This window comes from Lysinibacillus sp. VIII_CA (assembly GCF_049943995.1).
Lineage (GTDB): Bacteria > Bacillota > Bacilli > Bacillales_A > Planococcaceae > Lysinibacillus > Lysinibacillus pinottii.
This window is the reverse complement of record NZ_JBNFXM010000003.1, coordinates 91,045-111,789: the sequence shown is the minus strand read 5'-3', so window position 1 is coordinate 111,789 and position 20,745 is coordinate 91,045. Positions and strand designations below refer to the sequence as shown.

Below are 20,745 nucleotides of genomic sequence, written 5' to 3'. Positions count from 1 at the left end.
ATGAAACGAAATTTATTACTATTAGCGATTGTAGTGCTATTGGCCATTATCCCGCTCTTCGTCCAAAAGGGAGCAGAATTTGGCGGAGCTGATGGTGAAGCCGAAGCTGCCATTGGAGAGATTAATGCAGAGTATGAGCCATGGTTTGATAGTTTATGGGAACCGCCCAGTGGTGAAATTGAAAGCTTATTATTCGTGCTACAAGCAGCTATTGGTGCTGGTTTTATCGGCTACTTTATCGGCTATATGCGTGGCAAGCATAAAGAAGGTTAAGAATGATGTTACTCATTGATAAGTATGCGTATCTCAATAAGCTAGCGTACGTTCATCCTCTAGAAAAAATGATATTTTCATTAGGACTACTTTTATTCACGCTTATTATGAGAGAGGAACGACTTTCACTCATTACATTTTTTGTAATGAGTGCTTTTATCATTTGGGGTGCGAAAATCCCACTAAAATACTATGCGAAGCTATTATTACTACCAGGATTTTTCTTATTCACAAGTCTCATCTCCATCCTAATTTCGATAGCGCCAGCAACGCATGTATTACCAGCCCATATGGGATCATTTACGTATATGAGCTGGACAATTTTTATTGGGAGAGCCAGTATCGCTACCGCACAGCAGCTATTCTTTATCGTACTCGGCAGTATAAGCTGCTTATATTTTTTAATTTTAACAACATCTGTACAAGAGATTTGTTATGTGCTTCGCCAATGGAGGCTCCCTCCTTTATTAGTTGAGTTAGTAGAACTCACCTATCGTTTTATTTTTATTTTTTTCGAAAGCATGCAAAAAATTCATTTAGCCCAGCAAGCCCGCCTTGGCCATCATTCACCCATGCAATGGTTACGTTCGATGTCTATGCTGATTGCAGCGTTGTTTATTGAAATGTTTCAGCGTAGTCGAGAGCTTAACAATGCCATGCAGGCACGTGGCGGTGAAACGGTTTATTGGCACGAAACGGCCGTCTATAATAAAAAAAACTGGCTCGGCATGATGGCTATTTTTTTATTCCTTATCGTATATGGAGGATACTTCTCATGACAGCATATTATTTTCAACTGACTAATTTGTCTTATGCCTATGCAGATGGAACAAAGGCTTTGACAGATATTTCACTAGACATTCCAAAAGGGAAAAAAATCGCTATACTCGGTCATAATGGAGCAGGAAAATCCACTTTATTTCAACATCTTAATGGCATTTTGAAACCGACAGCCGGAACCATTTCATTTAATGGGAACGAACTTCAATATAGTAGAAAAGCATTAAAAGCACTTCGCCAACAGGTGGGAATTGTCTTTCAAGATGCTGATAATCAGCTTTTTTCAGGAACCGTTAAGCAAGATATAGCCTATGGTCCATTGAATTTAGGATGGTCTACGGAAAAAATTGAAGAAAAAATAGCCTGGGCTGTGGCACAAACTGAAGTAACAGAGCTACTTGATAAACCGATTCACTTCTTAAGTGTAGGACAGAAAAAACGTGTGGCAATGGCAGGTGTATTAGCGATGGAACCGGCTGTCCTTTTATTAGATGAACCAACGGCTGGTCTTGATAGCTATTATGCTTCTCAGATTTTTCAGTACTTAGCCAAATTAGAAGACTGTGAACGAACGATTATCGCTGCTACTCACGACATTTCCCTTGCCTATGAATGGGCGGATCACATCATCGTCATGGAGGCAGGAAACATTATTTATCATGGTGATCCTATCGCCCTGTTCTATGAAGAAGAATTGCTAAAACGGGCACATCTTGAACGACCATGGGTCTTTGAAATGACCATGGCTCTACAAAAAAAGAAATTATGGCAAGAAAATATTTCAGTTCCTCGCTCTAAGCATGACTTATTACAATTGATCGAACAGCTACCCGTTCAGGTTTAATAAGCATTATTAATAATAAAATAACGGACAGCTCATCCCTTTACTGTTCGATTTTTCAAATTGCGAAGAAAAATTTTCCTCATTTACGAAACTTTTCTATCGCTTATCCGTATTAGTATAGTCGAGACCTATTATAGAACATCAAGGAGAGATACAATTGAAAAGTTGGTTTAAAAAATCAGTCGCTGTCGCAGCATCCGCTGCGCTAATGGTTCCTGTGGCTTCAGCTTTTGCAGAGGAGGCACCACATCAAACAGCGAAGAACGTATTAGCAAGCAATTCACAACATGCAGGTAAGAATCTTAAAACTGAAGACAAATGGATGAGTAAGGATACGATTATTATCAAGCATTCCGGCCTTGATAAAAGCGTACATAAAAAAATTGGCTCCAAGGTCATCCGCTCTATTCCTTCATTAGGCTATGATGTGATTCAACTTAACAAAGGTGTATCCATTGAAAAAGCCGTCTCTTACTATTTAAAGCAGCAAGGGATTACAAGTGTATCCCCTAGTTATGTCTATCATTCTTTCAACAAAGAGGCTGACCCAAAGATAAAAGATATGTATCATCTAAGCCTTTTGCAAATGGATCAGGCATTAGCATTAGCTGGGGAAAATGACGTAACAGTAGCTGTCATCGATTCGGGTGTTGATTTTAAACATCCCGACCTAAAATCTCAAGTACTCACACCTTATAATGCAGCTGCTCCGGCAAATACATCTTATCCAGGTGACCATGGGACACATGTTGCTGGGATTATTGCCGCAGCCAAAGACAATGGTATTGGTGGACATGGAATTAATCCACAAGCGAAGCTACTACCTATTGATGTCTTTAACGGAAAAGAAGGAGCAAATGATTTTATCATTGCACAAGGTATTCTGTACGCCATTGAGCAAGGTGTGGACGTCATTAATATGAGTCTTGGAGGCTATGGTGAATCCCCACTTATGCAGGATGCTGTTCAAAAAGCTATTGATAGTGGAATTACGATTGTTGCAGCCGCTGGAAATGAGTCGACGGATGACTATTCCTTCCCTGCTTCCTATGAAGGTGTTATAAGTGTTGGTTCCACGAATGATCGAAATAAACTATCCAGCTATTCCAATTACGGTCCTTCTGTTGATGTCGTGGCTCCTGGCGAAGACATCTACAGTACCGTACACGATGAGAAAAAAGGATCATCTTTTGTCAAGTTTAGTGGCACTTCCATGGCATCTCCTGTAGTGGCAGGCATCGTCTCCCTACTTAAATCAAAGCATCCGAATTTAAAGCCACATGAGATTGAAGCAATTCTTGAAATGACAGCACAAGATTTAGGTAAAAAAGGTTATGACCTTACTTATGGTCATGGGCTTGTCGATCCTGTGAAAGCCTTACAGTTCGATTTAAATAAATTACCTAAACATTATTCTGAATCTAAAGAAGAGCGTATCAAAAATGCCAAAGTTCTTGCCAAAAATACATTAAATATCGAACAAGGTGTTTTCGAGCAGCAAGATGAAAAAAAATGGTATAAGGTTGATTTAGAGGCAAATGAATATGCACAGCTAACTTTAAAAGGTGCTGAACAATACGACTATGCCTTTGATTTATACTTCTACCCTACTAACAAGCAGGGTGAAGTAGAGCCAATTAAAGTTAATGATGTTCGTGTAGGAAAAAAAGAAGGTCACCTCTTTAAAGCAGACCAAAAAGGAACATTGTTAATTGGTGTGAAAGATCATAATGGTAGTTATAGCTTAAAAGGCAAATCTACTTATATCTTTACAGCACAAACTACGAAAAACTCAGATTTACCAATCGATGCATTAAATAAGTCTTCAATGGAGTCTATTAAAAAGTTCCCATACAATACGGCAGGAAAAAACTATACCCTACTGTCTAAAGATCAACAAAAGGATCAAGATTATTTTACGTTTTCTGTAAAAAAACCGACAACATTGAAGTTTGATCTATCTGGTATACCAGGTGTTACTGCCTCTATGGATTTATACTTAAAAGAGGATTTCAATCCGATTCCACCAGAAGAGGTAAAGCAAGCTAAAAAAGAGGAAAGCGAAGAAGAAGAAGCCTTCCCAATTCAAAGCTCCTACGGTGCAGCTAAAGGTGAAGCAGTGAGCATGATCATCGATGCTGTACCCGATCAAGAGTACATTTTAAGTGTATCTAATGAGAGTAATAGCGAGTTTTCAATGGAGATGTTTTTCAGTGGTGGCATTGAAAAAGAGGAAACAGTCAGTGAGTCAATGATCCCATACACATTAAAAGGTGAGGTTGTTACGCTCCCACCAGATGAGGATGGACTACCATTAGAGGATGCCATGTATGACGAAAATGTCTCGGTCGACCAGTTACCAATAACACCAAGTACAACAAAAAAACGGAATGAAATTGAAGGCATGATGAATATGCTCATGAATTCCTTTACGACGGACAATTTAGAAAATGTTGATCCGATTATTAAGCAAGCTATTCGCTTCAACATTGGTGAGGATCAAAAAGCTTATTTCCAAACAGAATATGATGAGGACTACTTCTTATTTAAAACAAAAGAAGACGCTCTTTATAGCTTTAGCTTTAACAAAGATGCAAGCCAAATGCCTGCCGGTACTGTGTTTGAATATGATGAAAAAGCCAAGGAACTAATTCCTGTGTCGTCCTTAACCAATGACCTAGGCTTACTTTCGTTACTTCTTGGCTCTGCCGGTAATGAAAACGATGCAAAAGTAATGGCATTGAAGAAGGATAAAACCTATGTAGTAGCTGTTGTAAATGCTGGTGAACGTTCAACTGAGCCTTATACGTTGAAAACAAGTAAAATAGGTGATATTCCGAAAGATTATAATCCAGAGAATTATGAAGAAGCAAAGGCGTTAAAAATTCAACCTGGCACAACTTATAAGGATCATCTAATTTATCAAGACGATGAGGATTACTATTATTATAAGCAAGAGGGCAATGATGAAATTATGAGTTTATTGCTTTCCTCTGTTCCATTTACCAATGAACAATTAAATCAACTGCCAAAAGAGCTACAAAAGGACTTAAAATTTGCAGGTTCGATTATTGAGGATACAAACGGCAATATGAAAATTGATCCGAAGGAAATGGAAACAGCCATTCCATTTGGACTGAGCGATAATATTCTTGAGATACTCCTTGGCATGGTAGGAACGACAGACGTAAATACATCCTTTAAGGCTAAAAAGGATCGAGGTTACTTTATTCAAGTCAATAGCACGGGTCTTGGCCAAATGTCCATTCAGCCCTATACATTAACTTTGTTCGACCATAAACGAGCAGACGAAGATGCAGATTCCAAATTAGTGAATGGTGTACCAAGTAAAACGTCTGCCCTAACGAAAGAAGACGACAAATGGGTTGCCACACAATATTTAAATGCGGGTATTCCATTTGGAGATAAGGATTACTTTGAATTTAACAACGTCCAAAAACGTAATATCTTCTTCTCACTTCAAACAGAAAAAGCACTGGATGGTGTGATTCGAGTGATAGATGCCAACGGAAAAACAGTTAAAACTTTGGATCTTTACGGAGCTGGAGATGCTGAGGTAGGTACTGTGGAGCTGGACGCAGGCAAATACTATATTGAAGTTAGTGAATATTATGGCCAAGCAAGTACACAGCCATATACGTTAGAAATTAAATAATATCAATAAACTCCCCTAGATAACGAAATATCTAGGGGAGTTTTGTACAAAAAGCATATTCATCCTAAAATAAAATGCTGATTACATAAAATATTTGACATAATTACAGTATTCATCTTGCTTCATATGAAGCCTTTCATACAGCTTACGCGCATTCACATTATCAGCTGCTGTTTGCAGTGTCACATAGCGCGCATTCTGTTGCTCACAATAGTGAAAAACCTTTTCCATCAATGCCTTGCCCACCCCTAGGCCTCTAGCATCTTCCGTGACATAAATATCATTCAAAATATAGGCTCGCTGTAAAGCTATAGAAGAAAACGTTGGATATAATTGTGTAAATCCAACCATCTTGCCGTCTACTAACGCCATAAAAATGACTGACTCTTTGAGGGCCAATCGTAATTGTAAAAATGCTTTTGCGCTACTTTCGTCCGATTCTATACCATAAAACTGACGATATTCATCAAATAGCTTCGTTAACTCTTCTAGTTCGTTCATCGATGCTTGTAGTATTTCCATTCTTGTCTCCCCTTGTGTCTTCCCCTGATTGTTTCTAACATTATAAATCTAGTTTTATTATATAGGAAAAAATGGCACAAAGAAAAGAATACTCCTCTTCATCGAGAGAAGTTCTACTTAATTTCATTTAAATATGCTGCGACATCTTTCACGATATGCTGCCAGTTCAAATCCCTCCGCGCATCGGCTTGTAGCTGTAGACAAGTATTTGCCAACAATTCTTCCTGCTGAGTGACTTGCTGTAACGTCCGAGCTATACTTTCCCAATCATGTGTTGGATGAATACAGCCAAAACGTTGTTGCTGGGTAATATCTGCAGCCCCATCCACATCAGTTGTCACAATATAACAACCATTTTTAGCCGCCTCTGCAAAAACATGTGCAAAGCATTCAACTGTGGATGTTAAGCAAAAGATTTTTGCCTTGCGATACTCCTCCTCTAGCTGCATCTTGTCTGAGATTGGCCCTACCATTGTGACTTGCGCAGGATAAGGATGACTGTCCAGTAATTGTTTTATTTCCTGCTGAAACGATTCAGACATAGGTCCTACCAAACGAAGCTCCCAGTCTGTCAGCTGTGCTGCTAGAAAGGCTTTTATTGTAAAAGTGGTCTGCTTCTCTGGTGCATCTAATCGGCCCACTGATAGAATTCTATTTTCTTTCTCATGAAATTGCACGGGCTCTGTGTGAAAATACTCATAAAAGCCATTTGGGATATGTTGAACATCTAATTGTGAAAACTCTCGAATGTCAGTTTGAATCGATACACATTCGGAGGTCAGAAGATCACAAAGCTGTAGCAATTCTAGAAAGTATGGATAGGTTTTTAATCGACTTAACCAAAATCGATTAACATCTAACTTCATATAAACTTTGCCATTAGGATTAAACTGCTTATACGTTTGAAGAATGGAAAGATAGGATGGGTAAGGTCCTATAGCAAAAACTAGATCAATGTCCTTGGCATGCTTGACTAAATAAGCATTCATATTGGCAACATAATCAATCCCTATTGGAATTCGCTCGAATTTAACAGTCGGAAAAGATTGTTGCAGCAGAGCTTCATTCATCTCTGCCGTCACTATACTAACTTCATAGCCTAAATACTCCCCTAGTAAAATAGGCACTAAACATAGATCTTTGAAGATGTGTGCATCGGAAAGTTTAGCTGATTCCACGCTACAAATAAATGCGATTCTTTTTGTCATTGAATCCCTCTTTCTTAAAAAGCGCTCTTTCCTAGTTTATGCCCATACCTGTCAAACGTGTATAACTTAGTAAAATGTCACCCCCTTCTCCATAGTTCTCTAGCAAAAATAAATGTAATCCATAAAATTACTCTCTTAAAAAACTTATGTTAACAAGCAATTGCCTACAATAGACCTCTATCCCCGCATATTGTAATAAAGAATCTGTTCAGTGAACCTGACAAACTAAACTACCTAATCAGGATGGAGGGATAAAATGAAAATAAGCTTTTTATCACCTGCGTTTAATAGTGAAGAATGGATCTTAACAATGCTTGACAGTATTCCTAAAGAATATGCCTATGAAATTATCGTTGTAGATGACGGCTCCACAGACAATACGTTAGCCATTTTACAGGACTATCAAAAAGTCTGCCCAGCTTTAAAAATTATCGTTCATCCAACGAATCTAGGTGCAAGTGTTGCCTATAACCGATGCATTGCTGAAGCAACAGGTGATTATATTGCCATCATCGATAGTGATGACCATTATTTGCCTGCCATCCGCAATGTATTAGCACAGGTGGATGGTGAATTTGATATTTACTACTACAACATGATTATTAAGAATGGCTATGCGTTTATTAAAGATGAATCAAATCGTTACTCATTGCCAGGACAATTTAAAATTATTCGAAGAAGCTTTATCGGGGATGCGAAGTTTACGATACGTAAGGATATTGCAGGAGATTGGGATTTTAATTGTGCGCTTATGGACAAAAATCCAACCAGCAAGTATACCCATGAATACGCTTATTGGTACAACTATCCACGAGAAAACTCAGAATGTGATTTGCATGAAAGAGGATTGAAATAATATCATGAACGGACGTAAGCATGTGGGAGGTGTCACAAACCATACAATGTTTAAAGATAAAACTTTACTGATTACTGGAGGAACAGGGTCTTTTGGTAATGCGGTATTAAATCGATTTTTAAATACGGATATTAAGGAAATACGCATTTTTTCAAGGGATGAGAAAAAGCAAGATGATATGCGAAAGCTTTATCAGAATTCTAAAATTAAATTCTATATCGGGGATGTACGTGATTTACAAAGCCTCCACCCTGCTATGTATAACGTAGATTATGTGTTTCATGCTGCTGCGCTTAAGCAAGTGCCCTCTTGTGAATTCTTCCCTTTAGAGGCAGTGAAAACAAATATTATAGGAACAGACAATGTTTTAACTGCGGCTATTCAAGCTGGCGTTAAAAAAATTATTTGTCTATCAACAGATAAGGCAGCATACCCTGTCAATGCAATGGGGATATCCAAGGCGATGATGGAGAAAACATTTATTGCTAAATCGCGGATGGTCGACCCTAAGCAAACATTGATTTGCGGCACTCGATACGGTAATGTGATGGCTTCAAGAGGTTCGGTCATTCCACTTTTCATCGAACAAATAAAAGCCGGCAAACCTTTAACCATTACCGATCCTCACATGACTCGTTTTATGATGAGCCTTGAGGAAGCAGTCGAATTAGTATTATATGCCTTCTTACATGCCCAAAATGGCGATATTATGGTGCAAAAATCACCCGCTGCTACGATCGAGAATTTAGCACAAGCTCTCCTTGAAATTTTCCAAGTGAACAATGCCATTCACATTATCGGCACAAGGCATGGGGAGAAACGATATGAGGTATTATGTACTAAGGAAGAAGCAGCAAAGGCCATAGATTTAGGTCATTTTTATCGAATTCCAGCAGATAATCGGGATTTGAATTATGGAAAATACCTGGATGAAGGCTCTCCTAAGATTACGTTATCGGATGAATATAATTCCAATAATACACAAATGTTAAACGTGGTGGCCATTAAAGAAAAGTTACTAACCTTATCTCTAATTCAGGAAGAGCTGCTCCATTGGACTGGAGGAACACCATGAAATTTTTAGTGCTAGGTGCTTCTGGCATGGCTGGTCATACCATTTCCATCTATTTGCGAGAGCAAGGACATGATGTGACCACGTATACGAGAACTGCTTTCCCATTTGGACAGAATATTACTGGTGATATTACGGACCTAAACTTTTTATGTTCACTTCTTCAAGATCATCATTATGATATCGTCGTTAATTGTATCGGTATATTAAATAAAGCCTGTGAGGAAAATTCTGAAAAGAGTATTTTCTTAAATAGCTATTTACCACATGCGATCGTATCTCTCCTTGAAAACCGCCAGACGAAGCTTATTCATATGAGTACAGATTGTGTATTTTCAGGAGAAAACGCACCCTATTATGAAAAAAGTGTACAGGACGGAACTACATTTTATGACCGCACAAAGGGTTTAGGCGAAATTAATCATAAGAAGCATTTAACTTTCCGTAATTCAATTATTGGTCCTGATTTGAAGAAGGATGGAATTGGGCTTTTCAATTGGTTTATGCATCAAAAAGGCCCTATTAACGGCTATACTGGTGCTATTTGGACCGGGGTTACAACGCTCACCTTAGCAAAAGCCATCGAGCAAGCGGCCCAAGAAGGAATAACTGGACTCTATCATCTTGTAAATACATTACCTATATCTAAATACGATCTTCTTCAGTTATTGAATAAGCACTTTATGGACCATACAATAAAGATTACTCCTCATCCGCTTGTTAATGTTAATAAAACATTAATAAATACTAGAAATGATTTTTCCTTTACAGTCCCTAGCTACGAAGAAATGATCATCGACATGAAAGAATGGATATTGCAGCACAAGGATTTATATCCTCACTATATTTCTTAAAAACTTCAACTCTATTATGAGTATCGTTATTCATAATGGAGTTTTACTATTGAATGACTGTGCCCACTGGCAATTGTCCTTCTTTTATCCAATTAGCTACAAAACAATTGAAAAATGCAGGCTGAGCAAATGATACTCCATGTCCTATGTTGTTTAAAATGACCCCTTTCGCATTTGGATGGCTTTGTACAAGCGCTTGTGCGGACTTTTTCATTATTTTTTTCTCTTGATTGCCAACAGTAATTAAAATATTCCCCCGTGCATTGTGGAAATTGTGCGGGATTGAAAACGTCATGTTCTCTTGTAAAACCTGAATTAATGTATCGTATGTCATTTTAGAGCTATCATGATAATAGTCGTTAAAATAGCGATCATCGATGTATAAGGTTTTCGCTTGAAGCTTTGCGAAGGCTTTATTTTTAATAAGCGGGAATGAGAATCGCAGAAGCGGCCGAATCATCCATGCTGTAGTAGGAGAAGGGATAACAAGAGCACTATTAATTATCGAAAAGTGGATTAAACTAGGCTTTATACTTAACATTTGTATGGCAATTTGAGCACCTAATGAAAAACCAATCACAATGATCTGCTTGCCATTCCCCTTTTCCTCTAAAAGCTGTACGAGATGTTGTGCACACTGCTCAATGGAAAATGGATGATTGGACATAAGCTCAGGTACCACACAGTGATAATTGAAGAAGTACTGAATTTGTTGTTCCCACATCCATCCCCCGACACCACCCCCATGAAGAAACATCATTACCGGACCGCTGATATCACCATACTCTTTATACTGCATAATGGAAGTACACACCTACTTTCGTTGATTTTCATCTGGTTAAAAAGCTATTTTGTATTTCCTGGGAAATTGTCATGCATGCCTGATTAGCTCTATCATCTCCATATAGCTCTCATCAACCGTTGCAGTATACCCCTAAATCCTTTAATCCCGTGAAAATTGACCATCTTTTAAATGTGATCATCCCAAAAGTCCTTACTAAAACTGGTGTTTGCCTGATGTTTCCCTCCTGGCTTTACAATATCGGACCCTCTCAAAATAACACCTTTTCCAAATTTCTGTTCAATTTGATCTACCAATTTAATAATCGGTTCATCTTTAATATGTTCTTCAAAATCAAAAAAAGTTAACTGCTGTGTCATCTCTTTAATGTCACTAACATTTGAAATAGTCACACCAAGTAATCGGACAGGTTCCTCATTCCAATTTTTATTAAATAGATTCCATGCCTGTTCAACTATATCCTCTTTTAAAAATATCGCGTTATTGACTGATTTACTCCGAGTATAGGTTTCCCAAGAAGCTGTACGAATTATAATACTCACAGTCACACCAGCAAGTTTTTTAGCTTTTAACCTCTCTGCTACCTTTTCAGAAAGTGTTGTCAATATTTTATATAATTCATCTCGGTCAGTCGTATCTTGTGAGAGTGTTGTTGAATTTCCTACACTCTTCGTATCATATATTGCTTCTGGATCAACAGGTCGATCATCCTCGCCATTGGCCTTCTGTTTCAAACGAAGTCCGTTGATGCCAAATTTCTGTTTTAATGTGTATTCATCAGCCGCAGCTAACTCTCCAATTGTTTGTATACCTAATTCTTTTAATTTTTCTGCAGTGCTCTTCCCAATTCCATGCATTTCTTTAACATGCAATGGCCATAAAACTGATGGGACATCACGTTTACGTAATATTGTGATGCCCATCGGCTTTCTCATATCACTGGCCATTTTTGCTAAAAACTTATTGGGCGCAATGCCTATTGAACAAGGCAATTGTAGCTCGTTCCAAATTCGATTTTGTATACCATGTACATGCTCTAACACATTTTGTCCTTCGATTATAGGCAATTGTATATAACCTTCATCTATAGAAACTGGTTGAAGTATGTCACTATACTCTTTCAGTAATCCAAAAAAGGATTTTGAGGCAGCTCTATATCGATCAAAATTTGGAGGTAATACAATTAACTCTGGGCATTTTCTTCTTGCTTCACCGACATTCATGGTAGTATAAACACCACTTTTTCTAGCCTCATAGCTACATGTAATAACGATACCCCTACGTTCTTTTGGATTACCTGCAATGGCTATAGGTTTTCCTTTTAATGATGGATCATAAATTTGTTCTACTGAGGCATAAAAGCAATTAAGGTCAATATGTAAAATGATTCTTCCTTTATGCAATTTCTTTCACCTCATTTTAACTTTAATGTTAGCTATATTTTATCACATGCGAGTCCTTTTACACTTAATCTACTGACTTAGCAAAGCATGTTTTTTGTATACCTCTTTGTTATATTGGCATCTCATTCACATTAAAACATACATGAATCATAGCCAAAAAATTATATACATTCTGCGGGATTACATTGATACCTGCCATAGCTATAGGCTTGCTCATAAAATAAATAGGACGGTTAATCAACAAATGCATAGTCACCATTACTTTCGAGAATATCCTTTAAGATAATTAATGCTTGCTCCAGCTGATATTCGGGAGCTGCTATCGCCATACGCACAGCATTTACTGGCTTTGCATTGCCGACTGCAAATCGTTCTGCTGCATATACCTGTACACCGGCTTTCGAAGCCAGCAATTCAAATTGTACACCTGTGAATTTGTCTGGCAAGAGGAGCCATCTAAAAATACATTCCTCATCACCTAGAATGTGATACTCTGCTAAATAATGATTAACTAGTGCATTTTGCTGTTTTGCATATGCTCGATGTTTTTCCAATATCGTTTGTGCGACCCCCTCATGTATCAATCTTGCTGCAAGCTCTAGCATAATTGGAGAGACTGATATATTGATATTATAGAGAGTCTCCATTATTTTTTTACGAAGAGCAGGAGGTGTGACAATAAAGGAGAGTCGTAACCCTGGTGAGATGGTTTTCGATAGGCTAGCAATATAGATTACTTTATCAGGTGCATAGGAAGCAATCGGTGCATATGGTTTTTCCTTTAGAAAACTATAAATTGCATCCTCAATGACCACCAAATTTTTCTGTCTAGCTACTTCCGCAATCATTTTTCTTGTTTCCACCGACATCGTATGTGTTGTTGGATTATGAAAATCAGGGATGACATAGATACCTTTAATATGTTCATTTTTACAAGCATACAACAGTCCTTCTTTTGTCATTTCGCCCCGGCATTGTTGAATAGCAACAAGCTGTATGCCTAGCATATTCGCGGCCGTTTTCATCCCAGCGTAAGTAATGGGATCTGTCCCAATTCGATCCCCTGGCTGGAATAATGCCGCAAGTGTTCCGACAATGGCATTTTGTCCGCCCGCGCCAAGCAAAATGGGCTGATCTGTTTGAAAGTTCACCCATTCGAAGAGCTTTAGCACGGCCTCATTTTGCCATGCATTGCCCTCAGGTCGTCCATATTGAAATAGTTTATTGAAGCTAGGTTCACCTACCATTTTTTTCATATAGCGAGTAATATCCTCATTGACAAAGTTGTCTGGTAATACGGAGCCCATTTCAATCATGGGGGTCGTACGGTTTGTTGGTAATAAAATTTTATTGCTAGCTGCATCCGTTGAAACAAATGTACCACTACCAATCGAGGCATATATTAATCCCTTTTGTCCACAGAGCTTAAATGCACGTGTAATCGTGCTTAAATTCACATCTAAAAAATCGGCTAATTCGCGCTGTGGTGGTAATTTTGTTCCTGGCGTTAGCTTTCCTTCTTTAATGTCTTCCTCTAGCTGTTGTGCAATGGCTATATATAATGGAGCCGTGCTATTACTAATATCTGGCTTCCAACTCATAGGATACGCATCAAATGAATTAATAGGCATTCGCAAAGCGCCTTCTTTCTATTAATTTGCATACAATAGTTTAATTGTCTTGCATACAATGATAATATTGTATGCAATCGATGACAATGATATAATTTTTAAAAAATCAGAAAAAAAGGACCGATCATTATGCAATATTCTGAAAGAATCTTAAATACTCCATCCTCATTTATTCGAAATATTTTAAAAGTGACAGATGCAGAGGATGTCATTTCCTTTGCAGGCGGGCTTCCAAATCCTATCTCTTTCCCAATTGATGCGTTAAGAGCATCAGTAGATCACGCTATTACAAAAAACGGTAGCCGCCTATTTCAGTATTCTTCAACACAAGGTTATGCACCATTACGAGAGTACATTGCTGCTAAATATCAACGTGTTCACGGACTTGATATACATGCTGACGACGTCTTTATTACAACAGGTTCACAGCAAGCACTTGAATTAATTGGAAAGGTGCTTATTAATAAGGGCGATGGCATTATTATTGAAGAGCCTGGTTACTTAGGAGCTATTCAAGCCTTTACATTAGCTGAACCAACCTTCCATGGGGTAACACTAGAAAACGATGGTCTTAATCTAGAAGAATTAGAGCAAGCCCTACAACAACCAAATGTAAAATTTATTTACACCGTTCCAAACTTCCAAAATCCAACTGGTCTCACATACTCGAAAGAAAAGCGTGAGCAAATTTACGAATTGGTTGCCAAATACGATGTTGCTTTAATTGAGGATGATCCGTATGGGGAGCTTCGTTTCCAAGGCGAGCCACTTCCATATATCGGTGCTGGTAAATTAGAAAATAGTATTTTACTAGGTTCTTTCTCTAAAACAGTCACACCTGGCATGCGCCTTGGGTTTATCATTACAAAAAACAAAGAGCTTTTACAGCATATAGAAACTGCTAAGCAAGCCTCTGATCTTCATACTAATATTTTCTCGCAATATGTTATCTATGATTATTTAGCAAGTAATGATTACACGGAACATGTTAATAAAATAATTAGTTTGTATAAAAATCAATCAGAAGCGATGCTTGCTGCGATGCAAGAATTTTTCCCTCCTCATGTTGAATATACACGACCAGAGGGAGGCATGTTCATTTGGGCGACAATGAAGGATGGTACACCAGCTCTTGATGTATTCCATAAAGCGATGGAACAAAAGGTGGCCTTCGTGCCTGGGGATCCATTCTATACATCTAAAACGAACGTGAATACTATGCGATTAAACTATACAAATGCAACACCTGAAGTAATCCGCGAGGGTATCAAACGTTTAGCAAGTATACTTTAAAAAAATGAAACCGTATAAACGCTCTGAAAGGCGTTTATACGGTTCTATTAATGTGGATAGTATATGGTCATGCTGAGACGTGTTAAAGTCTTCCCGGGGTTGATATATGTGTGGGGACAATCAGCTTTAAAACGGATTGCATCACCGCTTGCTAATCGATAGTCCTTTTCCTGTATTCGAATCGTTAACTCACCATCAAAAACGGTTAAATATTCCACTGTTCCTTCTCTATGCGCCTCAGCGTGTAATGTTCCCTTCTCCTTTATCTCGATACTATAAATTTCAAAGCGACTATCCTTTTGAAAAGGAAAATGAGGGTAGACGACATATTTCCCATTATCTCCCTGTATTGCATGAATGTCCTTGCCTAAGATGAGCTCTGTCTCTGCCTGCGGTTGATGAATGAGCTCTGTAAATGAAACCTTTAACCCATTAGCTATTTTCCAAATGGTCGTTAATGTCGGGCTCGATTCCCCTCTTTCAATTTGCCCGATCATAGCTTTACTTACACCGCTAAGTTGTGATACTTTCTCTAAACTTAATTTCTCTCTCTCTCGAATAGTCTTTAAATTTCGAGCAAAAATCAGTTGAATATCCTCCATCATCTAACCTCCGTTTATATACAATATAACGTACGTTATGTATAATAAAACAAACAACATTATAATGTCCATTTCGGACATTATAACATACAACATAAATGAGGTGATGGTATTTGCCTGTATTTTCCTTTTTAGTATTTATTACGATTACAAGCTTCACCCCTGGTCCTAATAACTTTATGGCTATGGTATTTGCCAAACAGCACGGCTTATCAAAAACTTTGCCCTTCTGTTTAGGTGTAGGGATTGGTTTTTTTATGATTATTACTTTGAGTAGCTTTTTCAACATAATCATGCAGAATATTATACCGATTATTAAATTACCCTTAACCATTTTTGGTGTCGGCTATATGCTATACTTAGCCTTTAAAATTGTGACAAGCAAAGAGCAGGACGCAAACAACGAGGTCGAAGAAAAGCGGAACTTATTTTTTGTAGGAACCTTCTTACAATTTATCAATCCAAAAGGAATACTATTTGGGATTACCGTTGTTGCCACTTACATCCTTCCTTACTATTCTTCCTACATAAGCTATCTGCTTTTCTCACTCCTTTTAGGTTTCGTAGGAATTATTAGTACGTTCAGTTGGGCATTATGTGGGTCCGTTTTCCAAAAACTATTGCAACAGCATCGACAAATATTTAATATCATCATGGCTTTATTACTTGTGTATAGTGCCATTTCAATTGTTGTTCATTAAAAAAACAGCCCTCAACTGTCGAGGGCTGTAAGTAAAAAAGAACTGAACTTTTATTTTGTATATGTTAAAACTGCATTTTTTTTGAATTTCGCCAAAGCTTCCGTTGCCTCATTTTTATTTGCATACTCAAAAATACGAACATCCTTTTTATCAAATACTGTAATAACCCACATGTAAAAAGCTCCCTTCTCTTATTTTTTTGTACTATAACAATCACCAAAATTTATGCGACTTCTCGTCAACTGTTTTACAACAATCCCTTACTTAATACTTATTTTACGCTGAATTTTAGAAAAAGAAAGCTTTATGTGAAGGTCTTCACAAACTGTTCAATTTCAAACCGCTTACATTGAACAATTTGTGAATTTCTTTATTTTTTAGGTATATAAAGGATATGGGATGTTAGGTTTATCCGTCACTTTTTGCTTTCTATCCTCTACATTTCGCTCTTTATCCATCGCCATTATAGCTCTATCCATCTCCTAAAAAAACCGTACAAGCGTACGGTTTTAACTGTAGTAGTAGATTTTATTTCTATAGCCCCTAGCAAAATGCTGCTTCTTGCTTTTGTGTTAATTCAATCTCAAAGCCTAAATCCTCCAACATACGATAATCACTATTTGCTTCCTGACCAGCAGTTGTTAAATAATCCCCAACAAATATACTATTCGCTGCATAGAGGCCCAGCGGCTGTAGACAGCCGAGATTGATTTCACGTCCACCCGAAATTCGGATTTCCTTTGTTGGATTGATGTAACGGAATAACGCTAAGACCTTTAAACAATAGCGTGGATTTAAGTCCTTAGTCCCTTCTAGCTTTGTCCCATCAATCGCATTTAAAAAATTAACAGGAATAGAATCGGCATCTAATTGATGGAGAGCACGCGCAATATTGACGACATCCTCCTTTGTTTCCTTCATCCCAATAATGGCACCCGAACAAGGAGAGATACCATGTTTTTTAACAATCTCTACTGTATTAACACGATCCTCATACGTATGTGAAGTTGTAATGAAGGAATGGTGACGCTCAGAGGTATTCAAATTATGGTTGTAACGATCCACCCCTGCCTCCTTTAATTGCTGTGCCTGTTCTTCTTTTAGCAAGCCAAGGCAGGCACAAACTTTCAAGCCATACTTTTCTTTAATTTCTACAACTGCCTCGCTTACGACATTGACATCCTTCCGTGTGGGCCCTCGACCACTTGCCACAATACAATACGTTCCAATCTTGTTGTCAAATGCTCTTTTTGCACCAGCCAAGATTTCCTCTTTCGTAATAAAAGGATATTTTTCAATAGGTGCAGTTGATTTAGAGGATTGAGAACAATAGCCACAATCCTCTGGGCAATAGCCGCTTTTAGCATTCATAATCATATTGAGCTTTACTTTTTTACCATAATAATGCCGACGAATAGCAAAGGCACCGTCCATGAGTTGTAATAGCTCATCATCCTTACTATTTAAAATAGCAAGTGCCTCCTCATTGCTAATGATTTTGCCATCAATTACTTCCTGTGCTACCTGTAAAAAATTCATATCATAGTTTCCCCTTCCCCTTGAGAAATACTTACTCTTCTAGCTGACTGAAATACTTTATACAATTTCTCAGCTAATAAGCCGGCTGAAATAGCTAAGCCAAAATCAGCAACGATACTGCTTAAGAAGCCAACAACTAAAACATGTGACCAGCTTGTTTTCATATCTAACCAGAAGTTTAAAGCTATATATAAATATGGAACAGCTACGGCATATACAATGAAAAGCCCTAAGATTGTCGCTCCAATAAAATGTTTCTTCGTTGGCTTCTCTATTCTTTCAACGATTATTCCAATTACATAAGCGGCAAGAGCAAAGCCAATAAGATAGCCAAATGTCGGCTGTAAAACATACGTGATGCCCCCGCCCTGCGTAAAAACAGGTAGCCCTACTAAGCCAACGCCGATATAAACAAGCTGACTATAAAACCCATTGCGGCTACCTAGTAAACAACCTGCTAAAAAGACGAAAACAATTTGTAAGGTAAACGGTACAATGGGTAAAGGGATTTTAATAAAAGCTCCTATAGCCGTTAAAGCAGTAAACATGGCAATCATGACTAATGCTAATGTGGAGTGCCGTCTAACCAACTTTATTCCCCCCTGTCTTTGAAAAATTGTTCAATCGTTTCTTTCGTTGTATTAATCATGAAAGTCATTTCTTCATTTGTAATGATGTAAGGTGGCATAAAATATAAAATATTGCCAAGAGGTCGTATGAGTAGACCTTTTTCTAATGCTTGCTGATAAATTTGGTAACCAATTCTCTCTTCACTTGCAAATGGCGTTTTCGTCTGACGGTCTGCAACAAGTTCAATAGCCCCCACTAAACCAACTTGTCGGTATTCACCCACATAAGGCATATGACCAAATGCTTCCATTGCTAGCTGACGCATTTGTTGCCCCTTGCGTTGAATCATGTCCATTATTTGTTCTTCTTCAAATATTGTTAATACTTCAAGCGCCACACGACATGCCAACGTATTGCCAGAGTAGCTATGAGAATGTAAAAATGCTTTCATCGTTCCATATTCATCATAAAATGCGTTGTAAACTTGATCACTTGTTAGAACAGCGGATAATGGTAAATAACCTCCTGTTATGCCTTTTGATAAGCACATAAAATCTGGTGTGATACTGGCCTGCTCACAGGCAAACATTGTCCCTGTACGGCCGAACCCAACAGCAATTTCATCTGCAATTAAATGAACATCATATTGTGAGCATAATGCTCGTAGCCGTTGTAAATAAATGGGTGGATACATTTTCATCCCCGCTGCTGCTTGAATAAGTGGTTCTATAATAACAGCCGTGATTTCCTCATGATGCATCTTAAGCTGTTCTTCTACAAAATGACTACATGGTGCATCACAGCTTTCTGGTAGTTTTTGGAACGGGCAACGAAAACAATCCGGCCCCTGGGCACGTACAGTATCCAATAAAAGTGGCTCAAATACTTCATTGTAAAGCCCTACCCCTCCTACAGATAAAGCACCAACGGTTTCACCATGATACGCATCTGTAAACGCTAGAAACCGAGTTTTTGTTTGTTTTCCAGTCTGCATATGGTATTGAAAGCTCATCTTCAATGCCACTTCGACGGCAGAAGAGCCGTTATCCGCAAAAAATACTTTATGTAAACCAGGTGGTGATAAAGCGACTAATTTTTCAGCTAATTGGATAGCCGGTTCATGTGTAAAATTAGCAAAAATCGTATGCTCCAATGTAAAGGCTTGATGACTTAAGGCCTGACTAATACGCGGATTGGCATGTCCAAATAAATTTACCCACCAGGAGGAAACAGCGTCCAAATAGCGTTTGTCATGCTCATCATAAAGCCACACACCTTGTCCCTTTTTTATAACGATAGGTGGAAATGCTTCATAATCTTTCATTTGTGAGCACGGATGCCAAATATGCCGTAAATCTCTAGCCTGTAAGTCAGTTATTTCTCGGATCATTTCCATAAAGCCTTTCAAATAATGTTGTGTGTGTAATGTTGATATTCGCTAGTTCTGAAATATCCTGAAGACGTGGGATAATCGCATAGGGCAATGGATGGTACTGTAAAATCGTATGAATATTATCCTGTTCCATCATACTGCCCGTGTCACCGTTAAAAACAATACCAAGAACGTCAATCTGGCGTGATTGCAATGCCTCCATTGTTAACAAGGTATGATTGATTGTCCCTAAGGTTGTCCTTGTAACAAGCACTACTGGCAATTTGCTGCTCACAATGACATCAAGCAGTGTGATGCTTTGTTGAACATCTAAAGGCACAAACAATCCCCCTGCTCCCTCAGCTATAACAACATCATAGGATTCTTGTAAGAATTGAATACGCTGTAAAAGATTTTCTACATCAATTTGCTGTCCCTCCAGTTGAGCAGCAAAATGTGGCGATGCGGCCTCCTTAAACGAATAGCCATTCATATGCTCTTTATTTAACACTTGCAAGGAATACTTTTCATACATAGCTGTATCTGCATAATAGCTATGCAAATTGTCGTATATCTCGCCTGTTTGCACTGGCTTGAAAGGTATAATTTCCAACCCCAACCTTTGCAATTGACACATCAACAGTGTCGTGACAATCGTTTTACCAACATCTGTATCAGTACCGACTACCCAAAAATGTTGCATCGTTAACCTCCCCCTCTTCTTAAGTTAACCTAAGACACTTTAAA

Annotated in this window: 20 protein-coding genes; 9 read left to right on the top strand and 11 right to left on the bottom strand. The window is 38.1% G+C overall.

Going from position 1 to position 20,745, the window contains the following annotated elements; translation table 11 throughout:
* The 4 genes from ACP3VS_RS05940 (at nucleotide 1) to ACP3VS_RS05925 (ending at nucleotide 5,573) form a co-directional block, all read left to right on the top strand.
* On the top strand, nucleotides 1-273 hold the full coding sequence (locus tag ACP3VS_RS05940) for an energy-coupling factor ABC transporter substrate-binding protein (RefSeq protein WP_008178258.1): 273 nt from the start codon (nucleotides 1-3) through the stop codon (nucleotides 271-273).
* Nucleotides 274-275: 2 nt separating this feature from the next.
* Entirely contained in the window at nucleotides 276-1,052 is a 777-nt protein-coding gene (cbiQ, locus tag ACP3VS_RS05935; protein ID WP_230584451.1) for a cobalt ECF transporter T component CbiQ, read from the top strand.
* Entirely contained in the window at nucleotides 1,049-1,897 is an 849-nt protein-coding gene (locus ACP3VS_RS05930; RefSeq protein ID WP_099805300.1) for an energy-coupling factor ABC transporter ATP-binding protein, read from the top strand. The genes cbiQ and ACP3VS_RS05930 overlap by 4 nt, the downstream gene beginning before the upstream one ends.
* Before the next feature lie 157 nt (nucleotides 1,898-2,054).
* The gene (locus ACP3VS_RS05925; protein WP_031417473.1) at nucleotides 2,055-5,573 is read left to right on the top strand and encodes a S8 family serine peptidase; all 3,519 of its coding nucleotides are present in this window, start codon (nucleotides 2,055-2,057) and stop codon (nucleotides 5,571-5,573) included.
* An 81-nt stretch (nucleotides 5,574-5,654) separates the two neighbouring features.
* Here the strand turns inward: ACP3VS_RS05925 and ACP3VS_RS05920 are convergent, their stop codons facing one another.
* A complete protein-coding gene (locus ACP3VS_RS05920) occupies nucleotides 5,655-6,095 on the bottom strand; it encodes a GNAT family N-acetyltransferase (protein WP_012295006.1) in 441 nt (146 codons plus the stop codon).
* A gap of 113 nt (nucleotides 6,096-6,208) precedes the next feature.
* Nucleotides 6,209-7,303, bottom strand: a complete 1,095-nt coding sequence (locus ACP3VS_RS05915) for a glycosyltransferase (RefSeq protein WP_426388457.1) — start codon at nucleotides 7,301-7,303, stop codon at nucleotides 6,209-6,211.
* A 256-nt stretch (nucleotides 7,304-7,559) separates the two neighbouring features.
* Here ACP3VS_RS05915 and ACP3VS_RS05910 point away from each other — a divergent pair, with 256 nt between their 5' ends.
* Genes ACP3VS_RS05910 through ACP3VS_RS05900 form a run of 3 tightly spaced genes read left to right on the top strand, consistent with a single transcriptional unit; the run spans nucleotide 7,560 to nucleotide 10,085 of the window.
* Nucleotides 7,560-8,159 (top strand): glycosyltransferase family 2 protein, encoded by a 600-nt coding sequence (locus ACP3VS_RS05910; protein ID WP_012295008.1) that lies wholly within the window; start codon nucleotides 7,560-7,562, stop codon nucleotides 8,157-8,159.
* 46 nt (nucleotides 8,160-8,205) lie between these two features.
* Complete coding sequence (locus ACP3VS_RS05905) at nucleotides 8,206-9,234, top strand: polysaccharide biosynthesis protein (RefSeq protein WP_036162823.1); 1,029 nt, start codon at nucleotides 8,206-8,208, stop codon at nucleotides 9,232-9,234.
* A complete protein-coding gene (locus ACP3VS_RS05900; protein ID WP_036164083.1) occupies nucleotides 9,231-10,085 on the top strand; it encodes an SDR family oxidoreductase in 855 nt (284 codons plus the stop codon). The genes ACP3VS_RS05905 and ACP3VS_RS05900 overlap by 4 nt, the downstream gene beginning before the upstream one ends.
* A gap of 46 nt (nucleotides 10,086-10,131) precedes the next feature.
* Here the strand turns inward: ACP3VS_RS05900 and ACP3VS_RS05895 are convergent, their stop codons facing one another.
* The 3 genes from ACP3VS_RS05895 to ACP3VS_RS05885 all read right to left on the bottom strand — a co-directional run bounded on the left by ACP3VS_RS05895 (nucleotide 10,132) and on the right by ACP3VS_RS05885 (nucleotide 13,921).
* Complete coding sequence (locus tag ACP3VS_RS05895) at nucleotides 10,132-10,884, bottom strand: alpha/beta fold hydrolase (protein WP_197225276.1); 753 nt, start codon at nucleotides 10,882-10,884, stop codon at nucleotides 10,132-10,134.
* A 170-nt stretch (nucleotides 10,885-11,054) separates the two neighbouring features.
* Nucleotides 11,055-12,290, bottom strand: a complete 1,236-nt coding sequence (locus ACP3VS_RS05890) for a DNA polymerase IV (protein WP_426388456.1) — start codon at nucleotides 12,288-12,290, stop codon at nucleotides 11,055-11,057.
* 233 nt (nucleotides 12,291-12,523) lie between these two features.
* The gene (locus ACP3VS_RS05885; protein ID WP_012295013.1) at nucleotides 12,524-13,921 is read right to left on the bottom strand and encodes a PLP-dependent aminotransferase family protein; all 1,398 of its coding nucleotides are present in this window, start codon (nucleotides 13,919-13,921) and stop codon (nucleotides 12,524-12,526) included.
* 129 nt (nucleotides 13,922-14,050) lie between these two features.
* Between ACP3VS_RS05885 and ACP3VS_RS05880 the strand changes: the two genes are divergently transcribed.
* Nucleotides 14,051-15,214: a PLP-dependent aminotransferase family protein gene (locus ACP3VS_RS05880; RefSeq protein ID WP_012295014.1), complete on the top strand. Its 1,164-nt coding sequence runs from the start codon at nucleotides 14,051-14,053 to the stop codon at nucleotides 15,212-15,214.
* Between the two features lie 47 nt (nucleotides 15,215-15,261).
* Here ACP3VS_RS05880 and ACP3VS_RS05875 read toward each other — a convergent pair whose 3' ends face one another.
* Nucleotides 15,262-15,816: a helix-turn-helix domain-containing protein gene (locus ACP3VS_RS05875; RefSeq protein WP_031417460.1), complete on the bottom strand. Its 555-nt coding sequence runs from the start codon at nucleotides 15,814-15,816 to the stop codon at nucleotides 15,262-15,264.
* 113 nt (nucleotides 15,817-15,929) lie between these two features.
* Here ACP3VS_RS05875 and ACP3VS_RS05870 point away from each other — a divergent pair, with 113 nt between their 5' ends.
* Nucleotides 15,930-16,517 (top strand): LysE family transporter, encoded by a 588-nt coding sequence (locus ACP3VS_RS05870; RefSeq protein ID WP_012295016.1) that lies wholly within the window; start codon nucleotides 15,930-15,932, stop codon nucleotides 16,515-16,517.
* A gap of 50 nt (nucleotides 16,518-16,567) precedes the next feature.
* Here the strand turns inward: ACP3VS_RS05870 and ACP3VS_RS05865 are convergent, their stop codons facing one another.
* The 5 genes from ACP3VS_RS05865 to bioD form a co-directional block, all read right to left on the bottom strand.
* Entirely contained in the window at nucleotides 16,568-16,690 is a 123-nt protein-coding gene (locus tag ACP3VS_RS05865) for a hypothetical protein (protein ID WP_008178200.1), read from the bottom strand.
* A 370-nt stretch (nucleotides 16,691-17,060) separates the two neighbouring features.
* On the bottom strand, nucleotides 17,061-18,056 hold the full coding sequence (bioB, locus tag ACP3VS_RS05860) for a biotin synthase BioB (RefSeq protein ID WP_012295017.1): 996 nt from the start codon (nucleotides 18,054-18,056) through the stop codon (nucleotides 17,061-17,063).
* Nucleotides 18,053-18,646: a biotin transporter BioY gene (locus tag ACP3VS_RS05855; RefSeq protein ID WP_426388455.1), complete on the bottom strand. Its 594-nt coding sequence runs from the start codon at nucleotides 18,644-18,646 to the stop codon at nucleotides 18,053-18,055. Before ACP3VS_RS05855 ends, bioB begins: the two co-directional genes overlap by 4 nt.
* Nucleotides 18,647-18,648: 2 nt before the next feature.
* On the bottom strand, nucleotides 18,649-20,016 hold the full coding sequence (gene bioA, locus ACP3VS_RS05850; protein ID WP_031417454.1) for an adenosylmethionine--8-amino-7-oxononanoate transaminase: 1,368 nt from the start codon (nucleotides 20,014-20,016) through the stop codon (nucleotides 18,649-18,651).
* Entirely contained in the window at nucleotides 19,997-20,701 is a 705-nt protein-coding gene (bioD, locus tag ACP3VS_RS05845) for a dethiobiotin synthase (protein WP_012295019.1), read from the bottom strand. The genes bioA and bioD overlap by 20 nt, the downstream gene beginning before the upstream one ends.
* Between the last annotated feature and the right edge of the window lie 44 nt (nucleotides 20,702-20,745).

Excerpts from the sequence above, each read along its gene's own strand:
- ACP3VS_RS05885 (WP_012295013.1), bottom strand. The coding sequence starts at position 13,921 with ATGCCTATTAATTCATTTGATGCGTATCCTATGAGTTGGAAGCCAGAT.
- ACP3VS_RS05940 (WP_008178258.1), top strand. The coding sequence starts at position 1 with ATGAAACGAAATTTATTACTATTAGCGATTGTAGTGCTATTGGCCATT.
- bioB (WP_012295017.1), bottom strand. The coding sequence starts at position 18,056 with ATGAATTTTTTACAGGTAGCACAGGAAGTAATTGATGGCAAAATCATT.
- bioA (WP_031417454.1), bottom strand. The coding sequence starts at position 20,016 with ATGATCCGAGAAATAACTGACTTACAGGCTAGAGATTTACGGCATATT.
- ACP3VS_RS05880 (WP_012295014.1), top strand. The coding sequence starts at position 14,051 with ATGCAATATTCTGAAAGAATCTTAAATACTCCATCCTCATTTATTCGA.
- ACP3VS_RS05900 (WP_036164083.1), top strand. The coding sequence starts at position 9,231 with ATGAAATTTTTAGTGCTAGGTGCTTCTGGCATGGCTGGTCATACCATT.
- ACP3VS_RS05910 (WP_012295008.1), top strand. The coding sequence starts at position 7,560 with ATGAAAATAAGCTTTTTATCACCTGCGTTTAATAGTGAAGAATGGATC.
- ACP3VS_RS05915 (WP_426388457.1), bottom strand. The coding sequence starts at position 7,303 with ATGACAAAAAGAATCGCATTTATTTGTAGCGTGGAATCAGCTAAACTT.
- ACP3VS_RS05905 (WP_036162823.1), top strand. The coding sequence starts at position 8,206 with ATGTTTAAAGATAAAACTTTACTGATTACTGGAGGAACAGGGTCTTTT.
- ACP3VS_RS05875 (WP_031417460.1), bottom strand. The coding sequence starts at position 15,816 with ATGGAGGATATTCAACTGATTTTTGCTCGAAATTTAAAGACTATTCGA.
- ACP3VS_RS05895 (WP_197225276.1), bottom strand. The coding sequence starts at position 10,884 with ATGCAGTATAAAGAGTATGGTGATATCAGCGGTCCGGTAATGATGTTT.
- ACP3VS_RS05865 (WP_008178200.1), bottom strand. The coding sequence starts at position 16,690 with ATGTGGGTTATTACAGTATTTGATAAAAAGGATGTTCGTATTTTTGAG.
- cbiQ (WP_230584451.1), top strand. The coding sequence starts at position 276 with ATGATGTTACTCATTGATAAGTATGCGTATCTCAATAAGCTAGCGTAC.
- bioD (WP_012295019.1), bottom strand. The coding sequence starts at position 20,701 with ATGCAACATTTTTGGGTAGTCGGTACTGATACAGATGTTGGTAAAACG.
- ACP3VS_RS05920 (WP_012295006.1), bottom strand. The coding sequence starts at position 6,095 with ATGGAAATACTACAAGCATCGATGAACGAACTAGAAGAGTTAACGAAG.
- ACP3VS_RS05930 (WP_099805300.1), top strand. The coding sequence starts at position 1,049 with ATGACAGCATATTATTTTCAACTGACTAATTTGTCTTATGCCTATGCA.